Annotated in this window: 17 protein-coding genes; 9 read left to right on the top strand and 8 right to left on the bottom strand. The window is 63.7% G+C overall.

The genetic code is table 11. The annotated features are described in order from the left end of the window. Positions 1 to 186 precede the first annotated feature (186 nt). From GBB18_RS03195 to GBB18_RS03185, 3 genes are all read left to right on the top strand, one after another. Complete coding sequence (locus tag GBB18_RS03195) at positions 187 to 1917, top strand: thioester-forming surface-anchored protein (RefSeq protein ID WP_151640735.1); 1731 nt, start codon at positions 187 to 189, stop codon at positions 1915 to 1917. 180 nt (positions 1918 to 2097) lie between these two features. Then, the gene (locus GBB18_RS03190; RefSeq protein ID WP_151640734.1) at positions 2098 to 3294 is read left to right on the top strand and encodes an acetyl-CoA C-acyltransferase; all 1197 of its coding nucleotides are present in this window, start codon (positions 2098 to 2100) and stop codon (positions 3292 to 3294) included. Between the two features lie 187 nt (positions 3295 to 3481). After that, positions 3482 to 4252 carry an enoyl-CoA hydratase gene (locus GBB18_RS03185; protein WP_151640733.1) on the top strand — a complete coding sequence of 257 codons (771 nt, stop codon included), beginning with the start codon at positions 3482 to 3484 and terminating at the stop codon, positions 4250 to 4252. A gap of 92 nt (positions 4253 to 4344) precedes the next feature. Here the strand turns inward: GBB18_RS03185 and GBB18_RS03180 are convergent, their stop codons facing one another. Further along, positions 4345 to 6105, bottom strand: coding sequence for an AMP-binding protein (locus tag GBB18_RS03180; RefSeq protein WP_151640732.1), 1761 nt, complete (start codon positions 6103 to 6105; stop codon positions 4345 to 4347). Positions 6106 to 6286: 181 nt separating this feature from the next. Between GBB18_RS03180 and GBB18_RS03175 the strand changes: the two genes are divergently transcribed. Further along, positions 6287 to 7867: a succinic semialdehyde dehydrogenase gene (locus GBB18_RS03175; RefSeq protein WP_151640731.1), complete on the top strand. Its 1581-nt coding sequence runs from the start codon at positions 6287 to 6289 to the stop codon at positions 7865 to 7867. A gap of 6 nt (positions 7868 to 7873) precedes the next feature. Here the strand turns inward: GBB18_RS03175 and GBB18_RS03170 are convergent, their stop codons facing one another. Further along, a complete protein-coding gene (locus GBB18_RS03170) occupies positions 7874 to 8458 on the bottom strand; it encodes a TetR/AcrR family transcriptional regulator (RefSeq protein ID WP_151640730.1) in 585 nt (194 codons plus the stop codon). A 150-nt stretch (positions 8459 to 8608) separates the two neighbouring features. On the opposite strand from GBB18_RS03170, the gene GBB18_RS03165 reads away from it, so the two are divergent. Next, a complete protein-coding gene (locus GBB18_RS03165; protein WP_151640729.1) occupies positions 8609 to 9817 on the top strand; it encodes an acyl-CoA dehydrogenase family protein in 1209 nt (402 codons plus the stop codon). A 29-nt stretch (positions 9818 to 9846) separates the two neighbouring features. After that, on the top strand, positions 9847 to 10611 hold the full coding sequence (locus GBB18_RS03160) for an SDR family oxidoreductase (RefSeq protein WP_151640728.1): 765 nt from the start codon (positions 9847 to 9849) through the stop codon (positions 10609 to 10611). A 316-nt stretch (positions 10612 to 10927) separates the two neighbouring features. On the opposite strand, the gene GBB18_RS03155 is transcribed toward GBB18_RS03160, so the two are convergent. After that, positions 10928 to 12436 carry a sodium:alanine symporter family protein gene (locus GBB18_RS03155; RefSeq protein ID WP_151549446.1) on the bottom strand — a complete coding sequence of 503 codons (1509 nt, stop codon included), beginning with the start codon at positions 12434 to 12436 and terminating at the stop codon, positions 10928 to 10930. Positions 12437 to 12625: 189 nt separating this feature from the next. On the opposite strand from GBB18_RS03155, the gene GBB18_RS03150 reads away from it, so the two are divergent. Continuing rightward, on the top strand, positions 12626 to 13312 hold the full coding sequence (locus GBB18_RS03150) for a GntR family transcriptional regulator (protein WP_151640727.1): 687 nt from the start codon (positions 12626 to 12628) through the stop codon (positions 13310 to 13312). Positions 13313 to 13518: 206 nt separating this feature from the next. Here the strand turns inward: GBB18_RS03150 and GBB18_RS03145 are convergent, their stop codons facing one another. The 3 genes from GBB18_RS03145 to GBB18_RS03135 form a co-directional block, all read right to left on the bottom strand. Beyond that, a complete protein-coding gene (locus GBB18_RS03145) occupies positions 13519 to 14673 on the bottom strand; it encodes an acetoin utilization protein AcuC (RefSeq protein ID WP_151640726.1) in 1155 nt (384 codons plus the stop codon). Between the two features lie 6 nt (positions 14674 to 14679). Then, entirely contained in the window at positions 14680 to 17409 is a 2730-nt protein-coding gene (locus GBB18_RS03140; protein ID WP_151640725.1) for a GNAT family N-acetyltransferase, read from the bottom strand. A gap of 76 nt (positions 17410 to 17485) precedes the next feature. After that, complete coding sequence (locus GBB18_RS03135) at positions 17486 to 18133, bottom strand: PolC-type DNA polymerase III (RefSeq protein WP_151640724.1); 648 nt, start codon at positions 18131 to 18133, stop codon at positions 17486 to 17488. 434 nt (positions 18134 to 18567) lie between these two features. Here GBB18_RS03135 and rplJ point away from each other — a divergent pair, with 434 nt between their 5' ends. Beyond that, complete coding sequence (gene rplJ, locus GBB18_RS03130; RefSeq protein WP_151528984.1) at positions 18568 to 19083, top strand: 50S ribosomal protein L10; 516 nt, start codon at positions 18568 to 18570, stop codon at positions 19081 to 19083. Positions 19084 to 19223: 140 nt separating this feature from the next. Next, positions 19224 to 19610: a 50S ribosomal protein L7/L12 gene (rplL, locus tag GBB18_RS03125; protein ID WP_151528983.1), complete on the top strand. Its 387-nt coding sequence runs from the start codon at positions 19224 to 19226 to the stop codon at positions 19608 to 19610. Positions 19611 to 19726: 116 nt separating this feature from the next. Here rplL and GBB18_RS03120 read toward each other — a convergent pair whose 3' ends face one another. Both GBB18_RS03120 and GBB18_RS03115 read right to left on the bottom strand, forming a co-directional pair. Then, a complete protein-coding gene (locus tag GBB18_RS03120) occupies positions 19727 to 21394 on the bottom strand; it encodes a hypothetical protein (protein WP_151640723.1) in 1668 nt (555 codons plus the stop codon). 63 nt (positions 21395 to 21457) lie between these two features. Continuing rightward, positions 21458 to 22579, bottom strand: a complete 1122-nt coding sequence (locus GBB18_RS03115; protein WP_151640722.1) for an alpha/beta hydrolase — start codon at positions 22577 to 22579, stop codon at positions 21458 to 21460. Between the last annotated feature and the right edge of the window lie 78 nt (positions 22580 to 22657).

The following is a 22657-nucleotide window of genomic DNA, read 5'->3' as shown; positions in this document are numbered from 1 at the left end:
ATGTTGTAAACACTGCGGGCTTGCCGCAGCCTGAAAAAGGTATTAGATTTCCACTTCATCGCCATAGACATCCCATGTGTGAGCGGGGTGTATGTGTTATGGCTCAAAAAACAATCCCGGTGTCCACGGGCGGTACACCTATCGCTCGGATCGCTGCCGGATCGAATATTGAAAAGCAGGAGAACATTGAACGCTTTAAGAACAAGCTGGGCGGCCGTACTGGTTGCCATCACCTTGCTCGTGGGAGTAATTGCGGTGAGCCTACCGGCCTCCGCTCACGCCACTGAGGAGCAGGACTACCGCGGCTTCAGTGCTGAGGCCCCATTCAGCCACTACCGCGTCACCGAATGGACCGGACAGAATGTTGCCGAGACTGACGGCGAGGTGGCATTCTGCTTCAATCAGCGCCTGCAGCCCCCGACCTCTGCGGAGTCGAACTATCCGGTACGCATGACCTCGTCCTATGATCTGCTCAAGGCCTCCAACAAGCCCGGTTCCGGGACGAGTTCGGCCTTCGATAACAGCGACGAGTTCAACGATGCCATTCTGCGCACCATCTACAATGGCTACGGCTTCAACGCAGCCGGTATCAAGGAGCGCTTCGGCCTCGATGACGGCGACTTCTACCACGCCACCCAGCTCGCTGTATGGCGCTACACCGACAACATGTTCACTGCCGGTGGCACCAAGGAGCCCAGCGCTGACTCCTTCGTCGTCGATGACATCGCTCGCCAGAACTTCAATGTGGCTCGCGCCGCTGCCGCCCTTGTCGGCCAAGATCCTGAGGTACAGCTGGAGCAGCACCCGGACGACGCCGTTATCCGCGTTTATGTGACTGATCAGACCCCGCGCCGTGCGGGCACCGTCGATGCCGCAGCCTTCCAGAACCTGCTTACCGTGGAGATGACCCACGGCAAGGATGGCGAGCGCGTGGTCGTGGACGATAACAAGAAGGAGACCCAGAAGGAGGAGGAGCGCACCCCCTCCGCTATGCGCACCACCGTCTCTGTTGAGGGTGAAAAGGCCTCCGCAGACGCAGCCGTGGAACTCTCCGCCGCCGAGGTGGACGAGGCAGTGCACGTGGTCGACACCATTGACTACGAAGGCTTTGAGGAGGGCAAGGAGTACACCTTCACCGGTGAACTCATGGACCTAGGCGATGATCGTGTTGTTGCTAAAGCCACCAAGGTGGAGACCGTGAGCGAGGCGAAGGGCAGCGTCAAGGTTGATTTCGACAAGGTCACCCTGGAGCCCGGCCACTCCTACGTTGTCTTTGAGAAGGCGGTACGCACCGAAGCCGGCGAGGTTGTCGAAGGCGGACACGAGGTTGTGCACCACGACCGCGAGGATCGCGCACAAACTATCGTCGTCAAGTCTGCCCCCGTTGAGGTGCCTGAGCAGACCACCTCTGAAGAGCCGATGCCGTCCCAGGCTCCGGAAAATCCCACCCAAGCTCCGGTAAAGCCCTCCTGCCCGAAGAGCCCCGATTGTGCTAAGCCTGACGAGCCCAAGAAGGACGAGCCCAAGAAGGACGAGCCCAAGAAGGACGAGCCGGCTAAGGAGACTGAGCGCGAGGAGGAGAAGCCCGAGACCACCGAGTCTGAGACCTCCACCCCGGAGGAGACCACCTCTGTGAACTCCGAGACCTCCGAATCCACCACCCCGTCTTCCACGACTCGGTCGGTGGCCGCTCCCGGTACCTCTACTGCAGAGAAGCCGATCCGTACTCAGGGTTCCGCACCTCACACCACGGTGCCTCACACCACTGCGGCTCCCTCGAAGTCGGCAGCTAAGGAAGAAAAGCGCCAAGGCTTGGCTAATACCGGTGCCTCGGTGATCACCATGAGCATCATCGCTCTCGTGATGATCTTCCTCGGCGGCACGCTCGTCCTGGTCCGACTGCGTACTCGCGACTAGGAGGATGCGTCGACAAGCGTCACGTGATTAATAAAAGCATAAGGGGCACAGCCTTCCACTGCGGGGGCTGTGCCCTTTGGCGTTCCAAGAAGTAGCCACAAAACTGTGGCGTGGATCTCATGGTCACGGTACGATAGGGTCCCATACCGTACACTTTGCGTTTCTCCACTGGGAGGCCCTATGACAATCGCCGCGGATGCAGACATCGTCATCGTCGGCGCTACGCGCACCCCTACCGGCCGTATGCTTGGCGCACTATCGCAACTCAGCGCCCCCGAGCTGGCGTCAATCGCCATGCGCCATGCCCTCGAGAGCGCGACTATTCCCGCCGCCGCGGTCGATGCAGTGATTCTCGGGCATGTGCTCAGTGCGGGCGTGGGGCAAAACCCCGCCAAACAGGCGGCATTAGCTGCCGGCATCTCTCCGCGGGCACACACCGCGAGCGTGAATAAAGTATGTCTTTCCGGTTTGAGCGCGATTATCGACGCCATCCGCATGCTGCGGCTCGGGGATGCCGAGGTGGTGGTGGCTGGTGGGATGGAGTCCATGTCACAGGCCCCGCATCTACTCATGGGCAGCAGACGGGGCACCACCTTCGGCCCGCTGCGCACCCTCGATCACATGAGTCACGACGGGTTGAGCGCGGCCGATCTACATATCTCCATGGGAGAGCTCGCGGAATCGCACGCGCAGCGCTATCCCGCGAGCCGCGAGGAGCAAGACGAGATGGCGGCCCGCTCGCATCAGCGCGCCGCCCGCGCCACGGCCGAGGGGTGCTTCGATGCCGAGATCGTTCCCGTTCTCGCCTCCTCCCGCGAGGGGGAGGTCCTGCTCAGCGAGGATGAGGGAATCCGCCCCGAGTGCACGGCCGATACCCTCGCGCGGTTGCGTCCCGCCTTTGCCGCCGAGGGCACGCTCACGGCGGGCAACTCCTCACAGATTTCCGATGGCGCGGCGGCGGTAGTGCTTACCCAGCGGCGTATCGCCGAGCAGCAGGGCTGGACTGTCCTTGCGGTCGTGAAAGCACACGGGCAGGTCGCAGGGCCAGATAACTCCCTTCAGGAACAGCCGGCGCAGGCATTACTGACCGCGTTGTCAGCCCAAGGCTGGCGGGCGAGCGATCTCGACTGGGTGGAGATCAACGAGGCCTTCGCCGCGGTGGCCGTGCACTCGGCGCGAGTGCTGGGAATCGAGCCTGCGATACTCAATCCCGATGGTGGGGCGATTGCCCTCGGCCATCCGATCGGCGCCTCGGGGGCGCGGCTGGTGGTGCACGCCGCCCATGCCCTGCACGCTGGGCGGGGCCAGCGGGCGGGAGTGAGCCTGTGCGGCGGTGGCGGCCAAGGCGAGGCCCTGCTGCTCGAGCGCGCCACATAGGGGGCGATCGCTCATGGAAGATTCCGTGCTCTATAAGCGCCGCCCACACGCGATGAGCAGGGGAAACGGCCTCGCCCAGCAGTTGTGCGTATCGTGGCAGATACACCGCCGTGGCGCGTTTCCCGAAGGGCGTTGTCCCACGAGCGAGCCAACAAATTACCTATCACTCTGAACTCGAAGGAGAGCCATGACCGAGACTATTGTGTGCGAGACCCGAGGCCGTGTTGGCCTGATTACCCTCAATCGCCCCAAGGCGCTCAACGCCCTCAACGATGCCACCATGCGCGAGGTCGTTGCCGCGGCCCAAGCCTATGACGCGGATGATGCCATCGGCTGCATCGTGATCACCGGATCAGAGAAGGCCTTTGCGGCGGGGGCGGACATCAAGGAGATGGCCGAGCAATCCGCCACCGACATGTACCGCAGCAACTGGTTTGCCGAGTGGGACGGGCTTACCGCCGTGCGTACCCCCGTGATCGCCGCGGTGAGCGGCTATGCCCTTGGCGGCGGCTGTGAGCTGGCCATGATGTGCGACTTCATCATCGCCGCCGAGTCCGCCCGCTTCGGGCAGCCGGAGATCAAGCTGGGCGTGCTGCCCGGCATGGGCGGTTCCCAGCGGCTCACCCGCGCGGTGGGCAAGTCCAAGGCGATGGACATGTGCTTGACCGGGCGGATGATGGATGCGGAGGAAGCTGAGCGCGCCGGCTTGGTCTCCCGCGTGGTGCCCACGGAGTCTTTGCTGGAGGAAACGCTCGCAGTGGCCGAGGAGATCGCCGCGAAGTCTCTCGTTGCCGCCACGATGGCCAAAGAGGCGGTCAATGCCGCCTTCGAAACCACCCTGCAGCAAGGCGTACTCTTCGAGCGCCGCGTCTTCCACTCGGCGTTCGCCTCCCAAGATCAAAAGGAAGGCATGGACGCCTTTGTAAACAAGCGCGACGCCGAGTTCACTCACCGCTAAAACCCGCCGCGATGGCACAGCACGCGCCCACCCCGAGCATTCGGGTGGGCGCTTGGTGCGTGCGTCCAGGTAACTAAGCGGCGGGGCCGCTTTTAGCCCTTGAGGGAGGGGAAGTCGCTATCGGCCCACTCTGTGGCCACCGTGGAGGCCCCGGCATCGGCCTGGTGGATGTCCATTTCTCGGCGCCGTAGATCCACGCGCCGGATCTTGCCAGAAACGGTCTTGGGAAGATCGTGGAACTCGAGGCGGCGAATCCGCTTATAGGGGGCGAGTGCGGCGCGGCAATGCCGCAGAATGCTCTCGGCTGTCTCGGCGGTGGGTTCATAGCCGGCCGCGAGAATCACATAGGCCTTGGGTACCGCGAGACGAATCGGGTCGGGGGAGGGCACCACTGCCACCTCGGCCACGGCTGGGTGTTCGATCACTGCGGATTCGAGTTCGAAGGGGGAGAGGCGATAGTCCGAGGCTTTGAACACATCATCAGCGCGGCCAATATAGGTGATATAGCCGTCCAAGTCGCGCTCGGCGATATCGCCAGTGTGGTAGAAGCCCTCGCGGAAGGTCTCGGAATTTTTCGCGGGATCGCCATAATAGCCCGGGGTGAGCCCGACGGGGCGGGGGTCGAGGGAGATACAGATTTCTCCATGATCGCCCTGCTCATCGGTGGCGGGGTCCTTTAATACGATCTCGAAGCCGGGCATGGGCCGGCCCATAGAGCCAGCCTTCACGGGATTACCGGGGGAGTTGGCGATCTGCAGCGAGGACTCGGTTTGGCCGAATCCATCGCGGATGGTCACGCCCCACTTCTTTTCCACATGGCTGATCAACTCTGGGTTGAGCGGCTCGCCGGCGGCCACCACCTTCCGTGGCGGGGTAGCGAGGAGATCCAGATCGGCCTGGGCCAGCATGCGCCACACGGTCGGTGGGGCGCAGAAGCTGGTCACCTTCTCCTCGTCCATCTTCTGCATCAGCGCGGCGGCGTCGAAGCGCGCATAGTTATAGAGGAAAATGGTGGCCCCGGCGATGAAGGGGCCGAAGAAGTTCGACCACGCATGCTTCGCCCAGCCGGGGGCTGCCACATTGAGGTGCACATCCCCCGGTTCGAGTCCAATCCAGTACATGGTGCTCAAATGGCCCACCGGATAGGAGGTGTGGGTATGCTCCACCAGCTTCGCCTTGGAGGTAGTGCCGGAGGTGAAGTAGAGCAGCAGGGTATCGTCCGCGCCGGTGGCTTCGCTGAGCTCGAACTCCGTCGGCGCATGGAAGGACTCGGAATACTGCACGGTGGGGTGGGAATGTTGCGCCGGTGGTTCATCGCTGCCGCCGGGACCGGTTTGGATCACGGTGAACTCGCCGTGTACGTCGTTGAACTTCTCGGCATCCTCGGGGTTAGCTACCACCCAGGACACCTCGGCGCGGTCGCTGCGGTCCTGCAGATCCGCCGCCCCGAGCATCGCGGTGGCCGGGTTGAGCACGAAGCCGCCGCGAATGCAGGCGAGCATCGTCTCCCACAGCTCCACTTGGTTATTGAGCATGAGCATCACGCGGTCGCCGCGGCGCATGCCGATCTGTTGAAACCACGCGGCGAGCTGGGTGCTGCGCTGCGCCAGCTCAGCATAGGTGCGGCGGGTATCGGAGCCATCAACCTCGGTGATCACGAGTGCTTCTCGCGTCGCGGAGTCGGGGTGGGTGGCGAGATAGTCGAACCAGTCGCTGGCAAAGTTGAAGGTCTCGAAGCGGGGCCAGTGGAAACCGGCGCGCGCTGCGTCGTAGTCCTGCTGATGTGCCACGAGGAAGTCGCGGGCCGCGAGAAAAGCGCGGGTGTTGTCGTTGGGGATGGTCGCCTGAGCCATGGGTACTCCTTCGCTGGGCGGGTGTAGCGCGGGTCAATATGCATGAGCCGATGTGATGTGAGTCTCAAGCCTAAACGAAGATGCCGCAAAATGATACGGTTTCGCTAAAAAATGTACTGATGCGTGCGTGGGCTGCTGGGAAGGGAGTCGGCAGGGCAGTGGAGTTGGTACTCTCCGAGGCATGATGCCGCATCGTCTCGCCCTTGGCCCTCTGCCCACCGATCTCGCCGCGTCCCTCCGTTGCCTCACCGTGCCCGCGCGGGAGGGTGCCGGCGAGCGGGAGCGTATCCCGGTGGAGGCCCCTTTCACTGGCCAGACGATTGCGTGGGTCTATGCCGGCACCGAGGAGGATGTGCTGGAGGCCTTCGCTCGGGCGCGCGCCGCCCAGGCCGCCTGGCGCACGGTCTCCCCAGCGCAGCGCCGCGTTATTTTTGAGCGCTTTCATGACGCCGTTCTCCGCCACCGCGACCTGCTCTGCGATATCGTGCAGCTGGAGACGGGAAAGAACCGCGCCTCGGCCTTCGATGAGGTCATGGACGTGGCCACCAATGCGCGCTATTACGCCCGCCACGCGGAGAAATTCCTTGCCCCGCGGCGGCGTCGTGGCGCCATGCCTGTGCTCTCGCGCTCGCGGGAGTATCACCATCCCCATGGGGTAGTGGGGCAGATCAGTCCGTGGAACTATCCGCTCTCCTTGAGTATCTGCGATGCAATTCCTGCCCTCTTGGCCGGTAATGCCGTGGTGCTCAAACCGGATAGTGCCACCCCGTTTACTGCATTGATCGCTTACCAGCTGCTTTTCGACGCTGGTCTGCCCCGCGATCTCGCGCAGATCGTGACCGGCTCCGGCGCGGTGGTTGGTGGCGCGGTGGCGCAGCAGTGCGATTATTTGATGTTTACCGGCTCGAGCGCCACCGGCGCACTCTTAGGGGAGACGGCGGGGCGCCGCCTGATCGGCTACTCGGCGGAGCTAGGTGGGAAAAACCCGATGATCGTGTGTGCCGATGCTGACCTCGACGCCGCGGTGCGCTGCGCCATCGATGGCTGTTTCAGCAATTCTGGCCAGCTGTGCGTGTCGATCGAGCGCATCTATGTGGAAAAGCCAGTGTATGCGGCCTTCCGTGATGCCTTTGTGCAGCGGGTTCAGCAGCTCTCCCACGTGCACGGTTTCGCATGGGATGCGGATATGGGCTCGCTGGCCTCGGCCACCCAGCTGGAGACCGTGCACTCCTTTGTGGAGGACGCCTGCGCCCACGGGGCACAGGTGCTCACCGGCGGCCGGGCGCGCCCCGATCTGGGGCCCTATTTCTATGAGGCCACCGTGCTCTGCGATGTGCCGGAGCAGGCGCGGCTACACACCGAAGAAGTCTTTGGGCCGGTGGTGTATCTCCAGCCGGTGGAGGATATGCAGGAGGCGATCGCCGCGGCCAATGACACGCGCTATGGGCTCAATGCCAGCGTGTGTGCCGCTCCCGCTACCGCCTGGGAGCTGGCGCCGCAGCTGACTTCAGGGTCGGTGGCGATCAACGATGGCTACACGGCCGCGTGGGCGGCGATCGATAACCCCATGGGTGGCAGGAAGGATTCTGGGCTGGCGCACCGGCATGGCCGCGAGGGCATGATGAAATACACGGCCGCCCAAAACATCACCGAGCAGCGCTTTCTGTCCATTCGCGGCCCGCAGCGGCTCTCCCGTCGCGCCTATGCGCGGATCATGACGGCGGCGCTGCGCCTAGGCAAGGCGCTGCGGGTGTTGCCCTAGGCTGACTCAGCTCGCGTCGATACCGTGCAGGATGATCCCGCCCAAGACCTGGTAGGTGTCTTGAATGGGCAGGGTGTGGGCATATTCCCCCGCTTGGATGTGGGTCATGGTGGTGTCGATAAGCGCCGCTAAAAAGGAGGCGGGGACCTTGCGAAACTCCCCTGCCTGCATGCCGTCGGTGATGATGCGCTGGATTTGGGCGGTGGCCGCGCGGGTATTGGTCACGTAGACCTCGGTGGCCACCGGCAGCGTGCACATATCGTGCATGAATTCTTGAGACGCGGGCTGCAGGGCCTCGGACATGGCATTGAAATAGCGTTCTAGTGCTTGTCGACGGCTACCCGCATCCATGATCGCCGCAGTCGTGTGCTGGGCCACGTCCCGAAAGAAACTCACCAGAACTCGGCGGATGATCTCATCGCGCGTTCGGCCCACCGCATAGATGGTGGACTTCGAGCAACGCAGGGTGCGCACCGCTTGATCGATGGTGAAATCAGCGAAACCGTGGGCGAGAAAATCCTTGCGCAAGGTGGCAAAAAGCTCCTGCTGGCGTGGGGTCAGCGGGGCGGTGACGGGGGTGCTACTGGTCATGAAGTGAGGGGGCTTTCTAGCGCAAGATATCGGCAAAGGGCTGTACATTCCACGCAGCAACTGTACAATTCCTGAGTAAACCGTACTTTGTGGTCTAGGACACACACATGCTGTTGTGGCTTTGTCCTTGTTTCATCTTAGGAGCACCCCATGTCCCACTCGCACGCCGGACTCCCTACTGATCCCGCCCTGCTCGCGAAAGCGCACATCCCCGAGGCCGATATCCTCGCCGTGGCACACATGCTGGACGAGCAGGAGCGCACCCGCCTCACCGCCCTTCACGATGTTCTGCAAACACAGGTTCGCCCCGTGGTGGGCGAGTACTGGGACCGCGAAGAGTTCCCCTTCGATCTACTGCCCCTGCTCGCCGAGCATGGATTAGGCGAGCTCGAGTGTTCCGGCACCTCGCGACTGTTCAAGGGGCTCGCCTATGCCGAGGTTACCCGCGCCGATGTGTCCCTCTCCGCGCTGGTCGGTATTCATAATGAGCTGGTCGTGGATCTCATCAGCCAGCTCGGCTCCGACGAGCAGAAGAACGCGTGGCTGCCGGGGCTGCGGCGCTTCGACTCCCTCGGCTGTTTCGCCCTCACCGAACCGGAGCATGGTTCCGACGTGGCAGGGGGCCTTGCTTTAAGTGCCGAACGCACCGCATCCGGCTGGGTACTCAATGGCGCCAAGCGCTGGATCGGTGGCGGCACCTTCGCCGACTTTGCCATCCTCTTCGCCCGCGATGTTGCCGATAGGCAGGTCAAGGGCTTCATCGTGGAGTTGGACGCGCCCGGTATCACGCGAAGCAAAATCTCGCGCAAGATGGGCCTGCGCATCATGCAGAACGCGGACCTCGTCTTCGACCAGGTGGAGGTGCCGGACTCCGCGCTCATCCCTGGGGCGGCATCCTTCGCTGCCACCAATGAGATGCTGCGCAACTCCCGCGCTTGGGTGGGCTGGCAGGCCGCCGGAATTCAGCTCGCCATGTTTGATCGCGCCCGCCACATCGCGCTGACGCGGGAGCAGTTTGGCACCCCCATCGCCGCCTTCCAGCTGGTGCAAGAACAGCTCACACGAATCCTCGGCAATGCCACTGCCACCGTGTCCATGATGGCCTCCATCGCGCGGCTGCAAGAAGAGGGCGCCTTCGATATGGCCCACGCCGCGCTGGTCAAAGCCACCGGCACCCGCCTCGCCCGGGAATCGGCGCAGCTTGCCCGTGCTATCGGTGGCGGCAACGGCATCCTCACCGACTATGAGGTATCCAAACTGCTCAACGATGCCGAGATTCTCTACACCTACGAGGGCACCTATGAGATCAACTCGCTCATTGTTGGTCGCGCCGTCACGGGCATATCCGCCTTCGTCTAATAAGCCCCATACAGACTTAAGGAGCAGCCATGCAGATTGAATCAGGAACCGTCGCCATCATCACCGGAGCAGCCTCCGGGCTGGGGGCGGCGACCGCCCACCACCTGCAGCAGCGAGGCATGATTATCGCGGCTTGTGATCTCCCCGATGCTATCGATGCCTGTGAACAGCCGCTCGAAGGGGCGCACTACATTCCGGTGGATGTCAGCGACCCCGAGCAGGTGAGTGCTGCGGTGGACGCCGCCGCCCGCCTCGGCGAGATCCGAGTGGTGGTGACCTGTGCTGGGATCGCGCCCTCGATGCGCATCGTCGGCCGGGCAGGCGCCCACGATCCCGAACTCTTCGCGAAGGTGATCAACATTAACCTCTGCGGCACCTTCTCGGTGGTGGCAGCGGCCGCGGCCGCGATGGCTCAGCAGGAACCAGTGAACGAGGACGGCATTCGCGGCGTCATCCTCATGACCGCCTCGGTGGCGGCATTCGAGGGGCAGGTGGGCCAGGCAGCCTATGCGGCCTCCAAAGGCGGCGTCCATGCCCTTACCCTCACCGCCGCCCGCGACCTTGCCCGCAGCGGTATCAGGGTGAACGCCATCGCGCCAGGCGTGGTGGCTACCCCAATGATGGCCGCGATGCCAGATAGTGTGCGCGAAGAACTCGAAGCGCGCGTCCCCCTACTGGGGCGCATGGCACACCCGAGAGAATATGCCGCTCTCGTGGAGAGCATCGTGGAGAACGACTACCTCAATGGAGAAACAATTCGCCTCGACGGCTCTTTAAGGATGCCACCGCAGTAGTCAATAACTCATGCCTAGGCCTGGCGCCGCCGGAAGGGAATATACGTAACCGCGCGGACAGGAATGTGGGGAAAGAAACGGCGAGAAAAGACAATCGCCACCCCTTGTGCCTGGAGTACTGGGCGCTAAGAAACAGCGCCCCAGACCAGCGGTGGCGTCCGAGAGAATCACGAGATTCTCCCCGTGTAGGGCGCATAGTCCGCTCCGCAGCCCCACCCTCCTGTGGCCGGAGAGACAGGCGCGTGATTCGAAGATGCGCTCGCGGCTCGGGGTGTCCGAGCTCAAGCGAGGGCGCGGACCTGCGCGGATGCTGGAACTAATCGGTGTTCAGCATCTTCACCTGCTCCTGCTCGGGAGCGGGTTCCATCTTGCCGGCGGCGGTGGCCTTGCGGTAACCGGCGATCTCGCGGCGTAGCGGCCCGGCCAGCAGGTAGATACCGAGAATATTGGGGATGGCCACGAAGAAGAAGGCGGCGTCGGAGAAGCGGACGACGGTGTCCAGCGACACAGCTGCGCCCACCACGATCATGATGAGATAGCCGATCTTATAGGCCATCTCGGCCTTCTTGCTGTTATTAAACACATAGCCGGCGGCCTTCTGGCCGTAGTAGGCATAAGACAGCAGAGTGGAGAAAGCGAAAATCACAATGCACAGCGAGAGCACATAGGTAAAGCCCTGGTTCACGGTGGCAAAGGCACCGGTGGCCATCATCACGCCCTCATCGCTGGGGTTCTGGTACACACCAGTGGTGATGATCGCCAGGGAGGTGAGAGTACAGACCACAACGGAGTCGACGAAGGGTTCCCATGCGGCGGTCAGGCCCTCCTCGGTGGCGTTCTGGTTCTTGGTGGCGGAGTGCGCGAAGCCGGCAGTGCCGACACCGGCAACGTTCGAGAACAGAGCTCGCTGGATACCGATCACCATCACGCCGATCACACCGCCGGTCACACCCTCAGGGGTGAAGGCGCCGGAGATGATGAGGGAAAAGGCGCTTCCCAGCTGGCCAAAGTTCACTGCGAGCACGGTGAGAACACCCACCACGTAGAGCACGGCCATCAGCGGAACCATGCGGGAGGTCCAATTGGAGATGGACTGGATGCCACCGATGATGACCACGGCAGCGGGGATGGCGAGGATGACGCCAATCAGCCACGCATTGCCGCTGAAGAAGCTCTCCGAACCACCGGTAATTTCGATAACGTGCAGGGCCACCTGGTTTGCCTGGAAGATATTGCCGGCACCGAAGGCGGCAATGGCGAAGCCGATGGCGTAGGTCATGCCCAACACCTTGCCCAGCTTGGCCTTACCCACGGAGGCGAGGCCATCGCTGAGGTAATACATGGGGCCACCAGAGATGGTGCCATCGCTATTCACGCGACGGAACATCTGGGAGAGGGTGGCCTCGGCCATCTTGACGGCCATGCCGATCACACCGGCGAGCACGATCCAGAAGGAAGCACCGGGGCCGCCGGCACCAATGGCCACGGCCACACCGGCGATATTACCGAGTCCCACCGTTCCGGCGAGCTCGGTAGCAAAGGCTTGGAAGCTCGTCACCTCGCCCGGATCAGATTTCTTGGCCAGCCGGCCGCGAATAACGTGCATGGTTTGCGCCGCATCCCGGATGGGGCGGACGCGGAGGAAGAATGTGCAGAATAGCCCCGCGAGGAGTAGCCATACGACCACGAGCGGGAGCTGGGCGCCGCCCACGGGGATGGAGAAGAACACGACCTTCTCCATGATGTCCACGATTGGTCCGAACACGGACTGAATGACGCTGTCGACTGATTTCGCTTGCGACAAGGTGACGTAATCCATCACCATGAATCTCCTTTCACATGAGCACGCACGGCGCCGGAGCGACGCCGTGGTGCAGTCTTCTTTGCCTAGTTTGTGCCTCACTGCATAGGCACACGGCCCTGAGACGTGGAGCTCAGTTTATGTTATATATAACCGAAAGGCACAAGTTATGGGTCCTCATACGTCAGATATGAGGCGATAGAGGAGGCGTGTATGTCCGCAGTGGAGGGCCTTGGTGGCGAGGAGGAGCAGTCGTGGGGCACCTATAAGGCGTGGGTGGAGACACATATTCGGCTCTTGCTGTTGCAAGGAGATATGGAGGTGGGGCAGATCTATTCGGCGAATGCCATGGCTAAGGAGCTGCAGGTGTCCAACTCGCCGGTGCGAGAGGCCATGATGAGCTTGGCGGAGCGTGGCTTGCTGGAGCTGGTGCGTAATCGTGGTTTCCGCGTGGTGCGGCTCGGCAGTACGGATGTGTGGGAGATCTACCAGCTACGTCGGCTTTTGGAGGTAGAGGCCGTGCGCACGGTGGCGGCAGCGCGGCTCACATCAGAGCAGGTCGCGAACGTAGAGGAGTATGCGGCCCATGTCGATGAACTGTCGGCGGGGGCGAGTGCTGGAGGCATGTTCGACTATCTCGAAGCGGATCATCACTTTCACCTCTACCTGGTATCGCTGACGGGAAATCAGCGTTGGGTGGAATTGCTGGGGCGGCTGCGCGATCAGTGCTGGGTGAATGGGTTGCATATGCATGCGCCGCACTATGCCTCGACGGCGACCGCGCCGGCACGCCATATCGACATCGCGGATGCGGTCATCACCCGTGATGTGCGGCGGGCGGTGCAGGCGGTGGAGGCACATCTGGACTACCTGAGAATGGCGGCAGCGGACAATATCTAGCGCGCTATCGCAACGCCGCCGATTGTGGCGATCCCCGCCCGCGCGGACTATGGTCTAGCGCACTTCTAGGCGTCTAGTTATCGATAACTGGCCCATATTTCTGTGAGGGTGATAAATGCACCGCGCTTCCTGGGGTGCCATGGGGGCATAGTTCTCTCAGCTTTGCCCCATGTTGGGGCCGTCACCGATACTAGGTGTGGGCCTACTTAACTCGGATAGGCGGCGATACCCCAATAGGGAAATACCGCCTTGGAGGTCGCCACCATGGCCTGGCAGCGCTGCCCGCCGATGACTTCGGTGGGCTCCACCCCCGCCAGATCGGCCCACGAATCGCCCAGCGTGGTCGAGGTAGGCACCACCCCGTGGCGATGCACCCTGCTCTCCCATCCGGCGGGCATGGGCGTGGCCATGTCGAGCTCCACCCCAGCGACTACGGCCACGAGCGCCGCCCAGCTGCGAGCCAGCGAGTCCCGGTGATAGCCGCCACCGCCCAAGGCCACCCAGCGGCCCTGGGCATAGCGATCCGCCCACCGCCGCACCGAGCGCGCGGTCATCTCCATGGCGTTGACCGACAGCCCCATGTGAGTCAGCGGGTCGGCGCGATGCGGGTCGGCACCATGCTGGGAAATGATGATCTCTGGGGCGAAGCGCTGAAGCAGCGGCGGGATGATGCCGTGTACTGCGCGCAGCCATTCCCGATCCGTGATGTCTTTTTCCACGGCCACATTGACCGCGGTGCCTAGGGCCTGAGGTCCACCGATATCCCCGGCGAATCCGGTGCCGGGGAAAAGATACAGCCCCGATTCGTGGACTGAGATCGTGAGCACCCGTGGATCATCCCAAAACATCTGCTCCACCCCATCGCCGTGGTGGGCATCGACGTCCACATAGGCCACCCGCTGGGCGCCATGGCGCAGCAGCCACTCAATGGCCGCGGCGGCGTCGTTAAGCATGCAAAAACCAGAAATTCCCCGTCGCTGCGCGTGGTGGAGCCCGCCGGCAATATTGACCGCCCGCGTGCAGTGGCCCTCCCACACCAGCTGCGCGGCGGTGGTGGATGCGGCCACGATATCGAGCGCCACCTCGTGGATCCCGGCGGCGAGGGGATTGTCCTCGGTGCCCCAGCCATAGCTGGGATTGGGAGTGAGCTGGCCGAGAGCCGCCAGATAGTCGGGGTCGTGGATCCGGCGCGCCTGTTCGCGGTGCTGGGGCAGCGGAACGGCGGTATCACAGAGCGGCAGCACGCCAAGATAGTCCGCCAGCTCCACGGCCAGCCGTACCCGGTCTGGGCCCATGGGGTGCTGGCGCCCAAAGCTATAGTTGAATAGCGTTTCCGAGTGCAGCAACACAGGTCGGGACATGGCGCATCACATCGCTCGAATCAGGGGATCGCGGGAGCGGGACTGTGGCTGCACCACGGCGCGGGCCCCCACCACCTGGGCGCCGTGGGGGCTGGCGATCACTGGCGTGAGTTCGATCTCCGCGACGCTAGCCAGATCGTCCTTCAACTGGGCGAGCTGCACAATAATGCGCTGCAGCGCGCTGATGTCGGTGGCCTCTGTGCCGCGATAGCCGGTGAGCAGTGGGGCAGTGGCAAGGTGGGTGATCATGGCGCGGGCCTCCGTCTCGCTCAGGGGAGGGGTGCACCAGCGACGATCCTCATTCAACACCGCCGCGGCCGAGGTCAGCCCCAGCGAGATCATCGGGCCCAGCACGGGGTTTTCGATACCGCGCACATTCACCGCAGTGCCGGTGGACACCGTCGGCTGCACCACCGGGTGCAGGACCTGGACGGCCTCCTCGGCGGTGGCGGCCAGCCCCAGCTCCACGCCCAGCTGGCCGAGCGCATCCCAGGCGCGGCGCAAGGAGGCAAGATCGTTGATCGCGCGGTGAATGGTGTGTAGCTCCGGGCGGCCGCGCACCTGGGCGGCGGTGGCTTTCAGCACCACATTCCAGCCGAAGCCCTCAGCGGCGGAGTGGGCCTCATCCACTGTGCGGGCCGGCTCCCAGTGCACCAGCTCAATGCCATAGCAGGACAACAGCTCCGCACAGTCCTCATCGCTGAGTGCCCCGCCCTCCGGCGCGGCCGCGAGCGCGCGCTCGATCACGGCGGTGGCACGTCCGCGGTCGAACCCGGCGCTATCCGGCTGCTCATAACGCTGCTTCGCCTTGATCTCGGCGGTATCCACGATCACCCCGAGCGCCTCGAGGGCATCGGCATAGTTCCGAAAGAGCGGCACCCCAGAGCACCCAGTGTCCGCAGAGAGGTAGGCAAGACGCTCATCGAAGCCCACCACGGCGGCAAGGAGCGGAATAGCGGCATCGGCGGCGAGGGCGTGCAGCTGCGGCAGCACGGGGGCGATGATCGGCTCGCTGATCTCTACCGCGGCACACAGCACCGCATCGCAGCCGCCACGTAGGGCCTCCGCGGTGGCGGCGACCAGTCCCGCCACTGGTTCCCCGCGGACGGTGACCGCCTCGGCCACCAGCCCGAAACGGCTCGCGGCCTGGGCCATCTGCTCGCTCAAGCCCGCCGAGTTGGAGATCACCTTTACCTGGCGACCGCGCGGCGCCGGTTGGGAGGAGAGGATGCGCGCGATATCGAACATGGTGTCGCGCCGGGAGACCACCATCGCCCCAGTGCGGCGGATGACTTCATCGAAGGCGGCGGCAGGGGCGTGCACCTCTAGGCTGTGCCTCTCGGCATCGTGAACCTCGGCACTGGGCAGTGCCGAGCGCAACGCGCGGGAGGGGCTAAACACCACCACATGCTTATCCACGGCGAGGCGGCGGAGCAACCGGAAGAACTTGCGCGGGTTGCCGATGGCGTCGAGGCTCAGCAGCGCGATGGAGGTGGCCTCATCTGCGCTCCAATACTGGATCACGTCATTGCCGGTGACATCCGCGAAAGCGCCGGAGGCGAGAAAAGAACTAATACCGATGTTGAGCTCCACCGCGCGGGCGAGAGCTAGGGTGGCCACCCCGGCAGACTGGGTGAACAGTCCCACCGGCCCACGCTGCGGGAGGGGTGCCGGGGTGGCGTTGAGGCTCACCTCGGGGTCAGTATTGATCAGGCCGAGCGAAGCCGGGCCGAGGGCGCGTATGCCGCGGGCGCGGGCCGCACTCAGCACGTGGTGGGCGTCCTCGCTACTCAAGGAGGGATTCTCGCCTCGCGCCAACACCACGATGCCCGTCGCCTCTTTCGCCGCGGCGGTGGCCAAGAGTGCGTCAAAGCTCTCTTGCTCATAGTGGGCCACCACCAAGTCGATGGGGCCAGGAATGGCGGCGAGCAGATCGGGGGCTGCGGGGGCCGCCGGTGCCGAATCCTCCGCCGCCGGTGCGGGCGCGTGCCCCGGCCCCGTGCTCACATGCACCTGCCCCCGGAAATGTGAGGAGAAGATGCGGCTAATGAAGGCCTGCATTCTGTCGCTATCGCCCACCACCGCTACGGAGCGCGGGCGCAGCAGTCGCGAAATCGCGGCGGCCTCGGATTTCTGCTCGCGTTGCAGCATCACCTCGCGGGAGCGGTCGGTGGGATCGATGTGAAAATCGACGGTGATAAAACCGTCCTCCAGTTCAGGACGAACCTCATAGCCGGCGCGGCGAAAGACGTGCACCATCGCACGGTTCTGGGTGAGCATCTCCGCGAAGAAGCGCTCGACCTTATTATCGCGGCCCGCCTGTGCCAGATGTTCGAGCAAAATATTGGCCGCGCCTTTGCCTTGGGCATCGTCCTGGACCAAGAAGGACACATCGGCCACGCGCTGCGGTAGGAGCTTGTCCACCACCCCGTAGTGGGCGGTGGCGATAATCTGCTCGCGCATGGTGAGCACCAGCGTGACCGTATCGCGGTGATCCACCTGCACCCAAGAGTCCAAATCGCTCTCGCTGAGGGTGGGGTGGGCGCTAAAGAACCGCAAGTATTTCGAGGCATCGGAGACGCGCGTATAAAACTCCACCAGCAGCGGGCGGTCGCTGTCGCGTACTGCGCGGACGGTGGCCACGCTGCCGTCATAGAGGATCACATCCGCGTCCCAGGGGGCGGTGTTATCCGCGCCACGGGAGGGCTGTGCTGCGGGAGTGTGCTGGGGGCTCATAGTTTCACTCTAGCGAAGTAAAAGTATTCTGAGTCACACTTTGTCCGGGTGGCTGCTCAGCGGCGGTACTCCGCACTTATGTCGCTGAGGTGCGCCGGTGGCGGCGGGGATAGCGGGGCGCGGCCATCGCGCGGAGCGCGGGGTTGAGCGCATGGTGAAAGGCGAAGACCTCGGTGGGTGGCGCTAGCTCTAGCCGTTGCATGCAGGCGGCGAGCAGTTCGGCGGTGGCGCGCGCATCAGCGAGCGCGGTGTGTGCGGCGGCATTGTCAATGCCGGCCATCTCTAAGAGGGTGCGCAGGCTGCGAGAAGGGGAACTGGGATAAGCCGCGCGTCCGAGCACGCAGGTATCGAGGTAGTGGCAGCGAAGCGGCGCGAATTCCACCTCCACCGCCGCAAACTCGCGGCGCAAAAAGCGCAGATCAAAGGGTGCATTATGAGCGACGAGGACGCGCTGATCGAGCAGCTCGGCCAGCTCGGCGGCCACCTCGGCGAAGCGCGGGGCATTGCGTACATCGGCGGCGCTAATACCATGGATCGCCGTGGTGGGAATGGCGCAGCCCGGCTGCACGAGGCTTTCCCATTCCCGCAGGATCGTCCCTCGCGCATCGCTGATGACCACCCCGATTTCCACCACCCTGTCACGAACGCCCAGCCCGGTGGTCTCTAGATCGACCACAGCGAATTCCACATCCGCATAGGGCCTATGGGCCGGGGTGGCGGGCATGGCAGATCTCCTGAAGGCAGTTGGTAGCGGGTGGACATCTGTGAGTGTAGGCCCCGGGGTAGACGGCGGGCACTGCTGGGCGCACGGGTGTGCGAGGGCCGGTGGGGTGTGGGGCTGCAAGCGTCGATAAGCGAAGGAACGCTGAGCATATTTGACTTCTGCAGCGACAAGGGGATAGGTTAAGCAGTCGAAGTTTGAGCGGCTCGCCTCATCGGCGGGTCGCGACAAGTTTCACCGAAGACCGTCGGTCATCCGCCCAGCTTGGGCGGGTCGAAGGTGCTGAAGTGCTTCAGCCGGCCCACGCAGGAGACACTTGGAATCATGCCTTTCAGTAGTGAAAGGGATATGCCCTGTGCTCTTGCACGGGGCTTTCTGCATCTGTGGGAAGCCTCGGCGGAAACGACACAAGACATATTGAGGAAGGAGGCGAAGTAATGGCTAACCCGAAGAACGCATCGGATCTTGCGGAGCTCAAGGCTCGCTTTGAGAACGCAGACTCCATTTTCGTCAGTGAGTACCGCGGCCTGTCCGTGGCTCAGATGACTGAACTGCGTCGTTCGCTCGGCGAAGATGTCCAGTACTCCGTCGCCAAGAACACCCTGATGAAGCTGGCTCTCAAGGATGCCGGCGTCGAGGGCCTCGACGATGTTTTCACCGGACCCACCGCAGTCGCCTTCGTTAAGGGCGAGGCAGTTGACGCTGCCAAGGCGATGAAGAAGTTCGGCGAAGACAACAAGGCTTTCGTCATCAAGGGTGGCTTCATGGACGGTGACGCGCTCAATGCTGAGCAGGTCTCCGCTATCGCTGACCTGGACAACCGCGAGGTCACCCTCGCGAAGCTGGCCGGCGCCATGAAGGGCAGCTTGGCAAAGGCCGCTGGCCTGTTCAACGCTCCCGCTTCTCAGGTGGCTCGACTCGCTGTCGCGCTGCAGGAGAAGAAGGAAGACTAACCCTGAACTTTTGCAGCTTGTCGACGCCATCCCGGCGGCGACATACCGCGAAAGTACACACTCATTACACCTAGATTCACCTCGGCGGCCGCGCACTAGCGCCACCGCTGGGGAGGAACACTACCGAAAGGATTGCCATCATGGCTAAGCTCACCAAGGACGAGCTCATTGAAGCTTTCAAGGAAATGACCCTCATCGAGCTCTCCGAGTTCGTTAAGGAATTCGAAGAGGTCTTCGACGTCACCGCCGCTGCTCCGGTTGCCGCTGTTGCTGCTGCTCCGGGCGCTGAGGGTGCCGCTGCTGCTGAGGAGAAGGACGAGTTCGACGTCGTTCTCGAGGACGCTGGCTCCAAGAAGATCGGCGTTATTAAGGCTGTCCGCGAGATCGTCTCCGGCCTGGGTCTGAAGGAAGCCAAGGAGCTCGTTGAGTCCGCTCCGAAGGCTATCATCGAGGGCGCTAACAAGGACGACGCTGAGGCTGCCAAGACCAAGCTCGAGGATGCCGGCGCTAAGGTCTCCCTCAAGTAAGGTCATTTCCTTTTCTCCGCTGCCGCCGCGCGTGGCAGCGTGAGAAGGTACATGCCTAAAAACCTCCCCGCACTGTAGGTGCTGGGGAGGTTTTTGCTGTGCCCGAGGGCGTGCGGCTAGCGCTCTACGGCGTGCAGCGTGGCGGTGTCGCTGATGAGCGGGGCCGCCAGATTCTGCACCGGGGAGTTGATGATCTCCATGGTGTTCGGGGTGACCTTCAGATACACCTGATGGAACTGCTCATCGCCCAGATAGTCCCGCAGGAAGCGCGTCAGGGCGGGATCGCTGGCCGCGGCGCTGCGGGTGGCCTCGGGCACCTCAAAGGCGGCCATATAGTTGCGCGGCACAGCCTGCACCAGCCCCGCCGGGCGTGGCCCAAACTCACCCTCGATGGGCAAGGTGCGCATACTCAGCGCCGAGCCGAGACGGCCATCGATAGTGTGCAGCACGAGGGGATAGCGGCGCCCGTTGATCTGCAGGTCCACCTCGCGGGAGGGCGAGGCATAAGCAAACTCATCTACCTCCAGGCGGGCGGCGTCGCTGAGTGATCCCGCATAGGAGAAGGGCGAGGCAGGGGCGAGAGTCTCGTGGGAGCGATCATAGGAGGAGTTCTCCAGCAGCGTGCCCTGCAAGGGCGCGTCGGTGGGGGTGAACTCCCACTCGCTGGCGCGCAGCTGCTTATGCCAGTAGCCGGTGCGGCCTGCGTGGCGGCCCTCGACCCGCAATTCCCGCTGCGCCGAACCAGAGGCGGTGGAGTGGATAGAGATGCGGTCGGTGATCTCGCCGGGAATATGCGGCTGCTGGGCCCAGTCCTCGGCTGGCAGCCCAATCGGGGCGGTGCGAGGATCCAGCCGGTGGCGCAGCGCATCGGGCGCGGCGGGGCGAGCATCCTCGCCCCACGTGTAGCGGAACTGGGCCGGATCGGAGCCGTTGATATCAAAATCCGAAAGGCGAGTGTACATATCGCCGTACTTATTGGTGACAAAGATGACCGAGCCGCCAGCACTGATGCTGTGCACGCGGAAACGCGAGTTCAGTGGGGTGCCCACCTCATAGGAGTAGTCGCGGGCCAGCCACGGATCGAGGGTGTAGATCCGCGAGCCATCCTCGCTCAGCGCCACCACCTGGGTGACCTTCGCCAAAGAAATCGGCTGCTGCTTGCCATCGGGGGTGTCATACCAGCGGTCGGTGTGTGTGCCGATCACGCTCAGCGCCCAGCGGCCAGGCTCCGTGGTGGGAGAGCGATGCCCCTTACCTAGCCAGACCGGCCCACCCCAGGCCCGGATCCAGCCCCAGCGGCTGGGGCTGGATAAGAGATTAGACAGGGTGTACATCCAGCCCGCGTCATCGAGGGCGACCAGCGCATCTTCGTTGAGCGAGATGCCCACGATCTCCCCGCGCAGGCATTCGGGAGTGGGCAGCTGCCGCCAGACCGGATCTCCCACATGGCGCACGGCAAGCTCGCCGTGGCGCAGCGCCACCTCCACCTTGTCATTAAAGCCCTGGGTATTATCGCGCAGCACCACCTCCTCGGGAAGTCCCGCGGGATCGACCACCGGCAAGTCCTCATAGCCCACATCGCCGAAATCCGGCGGCACCAGCCCCAAGGGGAACTGCCCATAGCCCTGGGCCGGATTACCCAGATGCGGCACACAGGCGCGGGCGCCAGGGGAGTCGGGAAGAACCGGCTGCGGGCTGTCGCTCACGGCCTGGGCGGTGGCGGTGGGCACGAGCGCGAGCGTGGCGCAGAGGGTGAGCAGGCGGCGGCGCAGTGCTGAGGTCATGGGGAGAACTCCTTGGTTGCAGGCGGCGCGGATGGTGGGCGCAGGGGTGGCCGGGGTGCAGGGCTAGCCGATATTCTCCCGCTGCACATCGTGCAGCTCGGAGTCAGACGCCAAGCCCTCGCCGGTGTAGATGGCCTGGGTGCGCTCGGAGTTGCTCAGCACATACTCGCTGAAGGAGAGCACCAGACCGCCGTACACGTTGTGTTCTGGGGCATCCACGAAGGTGCCGTGGAAGGCATTGTTCACGGTGGCGCGCCACTTGGGGCCGCGGGCGTTGGTGTAGAGCAGCTCGGAGAGCGGGTGGGCCACCAGGGTCTCGTGCTCGGCGAAGAGCACCAGCGCGGGCTTGGTGGTGGGCTCGGAGGCTAGACCGAAATCCGCAGGGCCGGGGTTGACTGCGGTCACGCCACGGACGGTGAAGTTCTCATCGCCTGCGGCGTGCATCGCCGGTCCGAGGCTTTCGGCCACGCGCATCACAGAGCCGCCGCCGGCGGAGTGGCCGACGAGCACGGTGCGGGAGGTGTCAATCTTGCCCTGCAGCGGGCCCGGGCTGGTGGCGGCGTCGATCGCGGCGGTGGCGGCCAGCTCCACTTGGTAGCCGAACCAGTTGACCCAGGTGTATCCGATGGCCACCACATAGCCGTGGCTGGCGTAGAGCTCGGCTTGGCGAGAAACCATGCCCGGCTCGGCGCCGATGCCGGGGGAGAGCACGATCAACGGTGCGGGATCAGACTCGGCGATGTCTGCCGGGTAGACCAGCTGGGAGCCGATGGGGGATTCCGGTCCGGAGGGCCAGGTGCCATAGCAGGGCGCCTGCGAGTTCGCTCCGTTCTGGTAGCGCAGTATCGAGTTATAGAACACGTAGAAAGCGTCGGTGCACTGACGTGCCATCGTGGTGGCGGACACCTCGTGGGGGCCGCGCTGGCCATAGGTGCTGCGGATCGCGCCGGGGGCCTCGTCATAGGGGGCCGTGAGCCGCAGTCCGGTGAGGCCGGCATCGCGCAGCGGCTGCGGCACGAAGGGAGGCGCGATGTCCTGCGGCAGATCCGGCCAGTCCGCGGTGGAGGAGCTCACTTCTGGGGCCGGAGGAAGCAGCGGGGCGGCGACGGCGTGCTGGGGCAGCAGCAGGGCAGTGGCGGATAGAAATGTGACCGCGGCAGCACGGCGGCGAGAGGCAGAGGACATGAGGCCAAGCTTTCTAGGTCGATGAAAATAAGATGAACTCTATATCTGCGAATCCTAAGTGAGATAAGAAACACATAA

It is taken from the genome of Corynebacterium sp. 11A, from assembly GCF_008930935.1.
In the GTDB taxonomy this organism is placed as follows: Bacteria; Actinomycetota; Actinomycetes; order Mycobacteriales; family Mycobacteriaceae; genus Corynebacterium; species Corynebacterium megadyptis.
This window is presented reverse-complemented; position numbering and strand designations above follow the sequence as displayed.

What these genes read in the sequence shown, in the direction of transcription:
- rplL (WP_151528983.1), top strand. Translation starts at nt 19,224, where the DNA reads ATGGCTAAGCTCACCAAGGACGAGCTCATTGAAGCTTTCAAGGAAATG.
- GBB18_RS03115 (WP_151640722.1), bottom strand. Translation starts at nt 22,579, where the DNA reads ATGTCCTCTGCCTCTCGCCGCCGTGCTGCCGCGGTCACATTTCTATCC.
- GBB18_RS03185 (WP_151640733.1), top strand. Translation starts at nt 3,482, where the DNA reads ATGACCGAGACTATTGTGTGCGAGACCCGAGGCCGTGTTGGCCTGATT.
- GBB18_RS03150 (WP_151640727.1), top strand. Translation starts at nt 12,626, where the DNA reads ATGTCCGCAGTGGAGGGCCTTGGTGGCGAGGAGGAGCAGTCGTGGGGC.
- GBB18_RS03180 (WP_151640732.1), bottom strand. Translation starts at nt 6,105, where the DNA reads ATGGCTCAGGCGACCATCCCCAACGACAACACCCGCGCTTTTCTCGCG.
- GBB18_RS03120 (WP_151640723.1), bottom strand. Translation starts at nt 21,394, where the DNA reads ATGACCTCAGCACTGCGCCGCCGCCTGCTCACCCTCTGCGCCACGCTC.
- GBB18_RS03160 (WP_151640728.1), top strand. Translation starts at nt 9,847, where the DNA reads ATGCAGATTGAATCAGGAACCGTCGCCATCATCACCGGAGCAGCCTCC.
- GBB18_RS03170 (WP_151640730.1), bottom strand. Translation starts at nt 8,458, where the DNA reads ATGACCAGTAGCACCCCCGTCACCGCCCCGCTGACCCCACGCCAGCAG.
- rplJ (WP_151528984.1), top strand. Translation starts at nt 18,568, where the DNA reads ATGGCTAACCCGAAGAACGCATCGGATCTTGCGGAGCTCAAGGCTCGC.
- GBB18_RS03145 (WP_151640726.1), bottom strand. Translation starts at nt 14,673, where the DNA reads ATGTCCCGACCTGTGTTGCTGCACTCGGAAACGCTATTCAACTATAGC.
- GBB18_RS03140 (WP_151640725.1), bottom strand. Translation starts at nt 17,409, where the DNA reads ATGAGCCCCCAGCACACTCCCGCAGCACAGCCCTCCCGTGGCGCGGAT.
- GBB18_RS03135 (WP_151640724.1), bottom strand. Translation starts at nt 18,133, where the DNA reads ATGCCCGCCACCCCGGCCCATAGGCCCTATGCGGATGTGGAATTCGCT.
- GBB18_RS03190 (WP_151640734.1), top strand. Translation starts at nt 2,098, where the DNA reads ATGACAATCGCCGCGGATGCAGACATCGTCATCGTCGGCGCTACGCGC.
- GBB18_RS03165 (WP_151640729.1), top strand. Translation starts at nt 8,609, where the DNA reads ATGTCCCACTCGCACGCCGGACTCCCTACTGATCCCGCCCTGCTCGCG.
- GBB18_RS03175 (WP_151640731.1), top strand. Translation starts at nt 6,287, where the DNA reads ATGATGCCGCATCGTCTCGCCCTTGGCCCTCTGCCCACCGATCTCGCC.
- GBB18_RS03155 (WP_151549446.1), bottom strand. Translation starts at nt 12,436, where the DNA reads ATGGTGATGGATTACGTCACCTTGTCGCAAGCGAAATCAGTCGACAGC.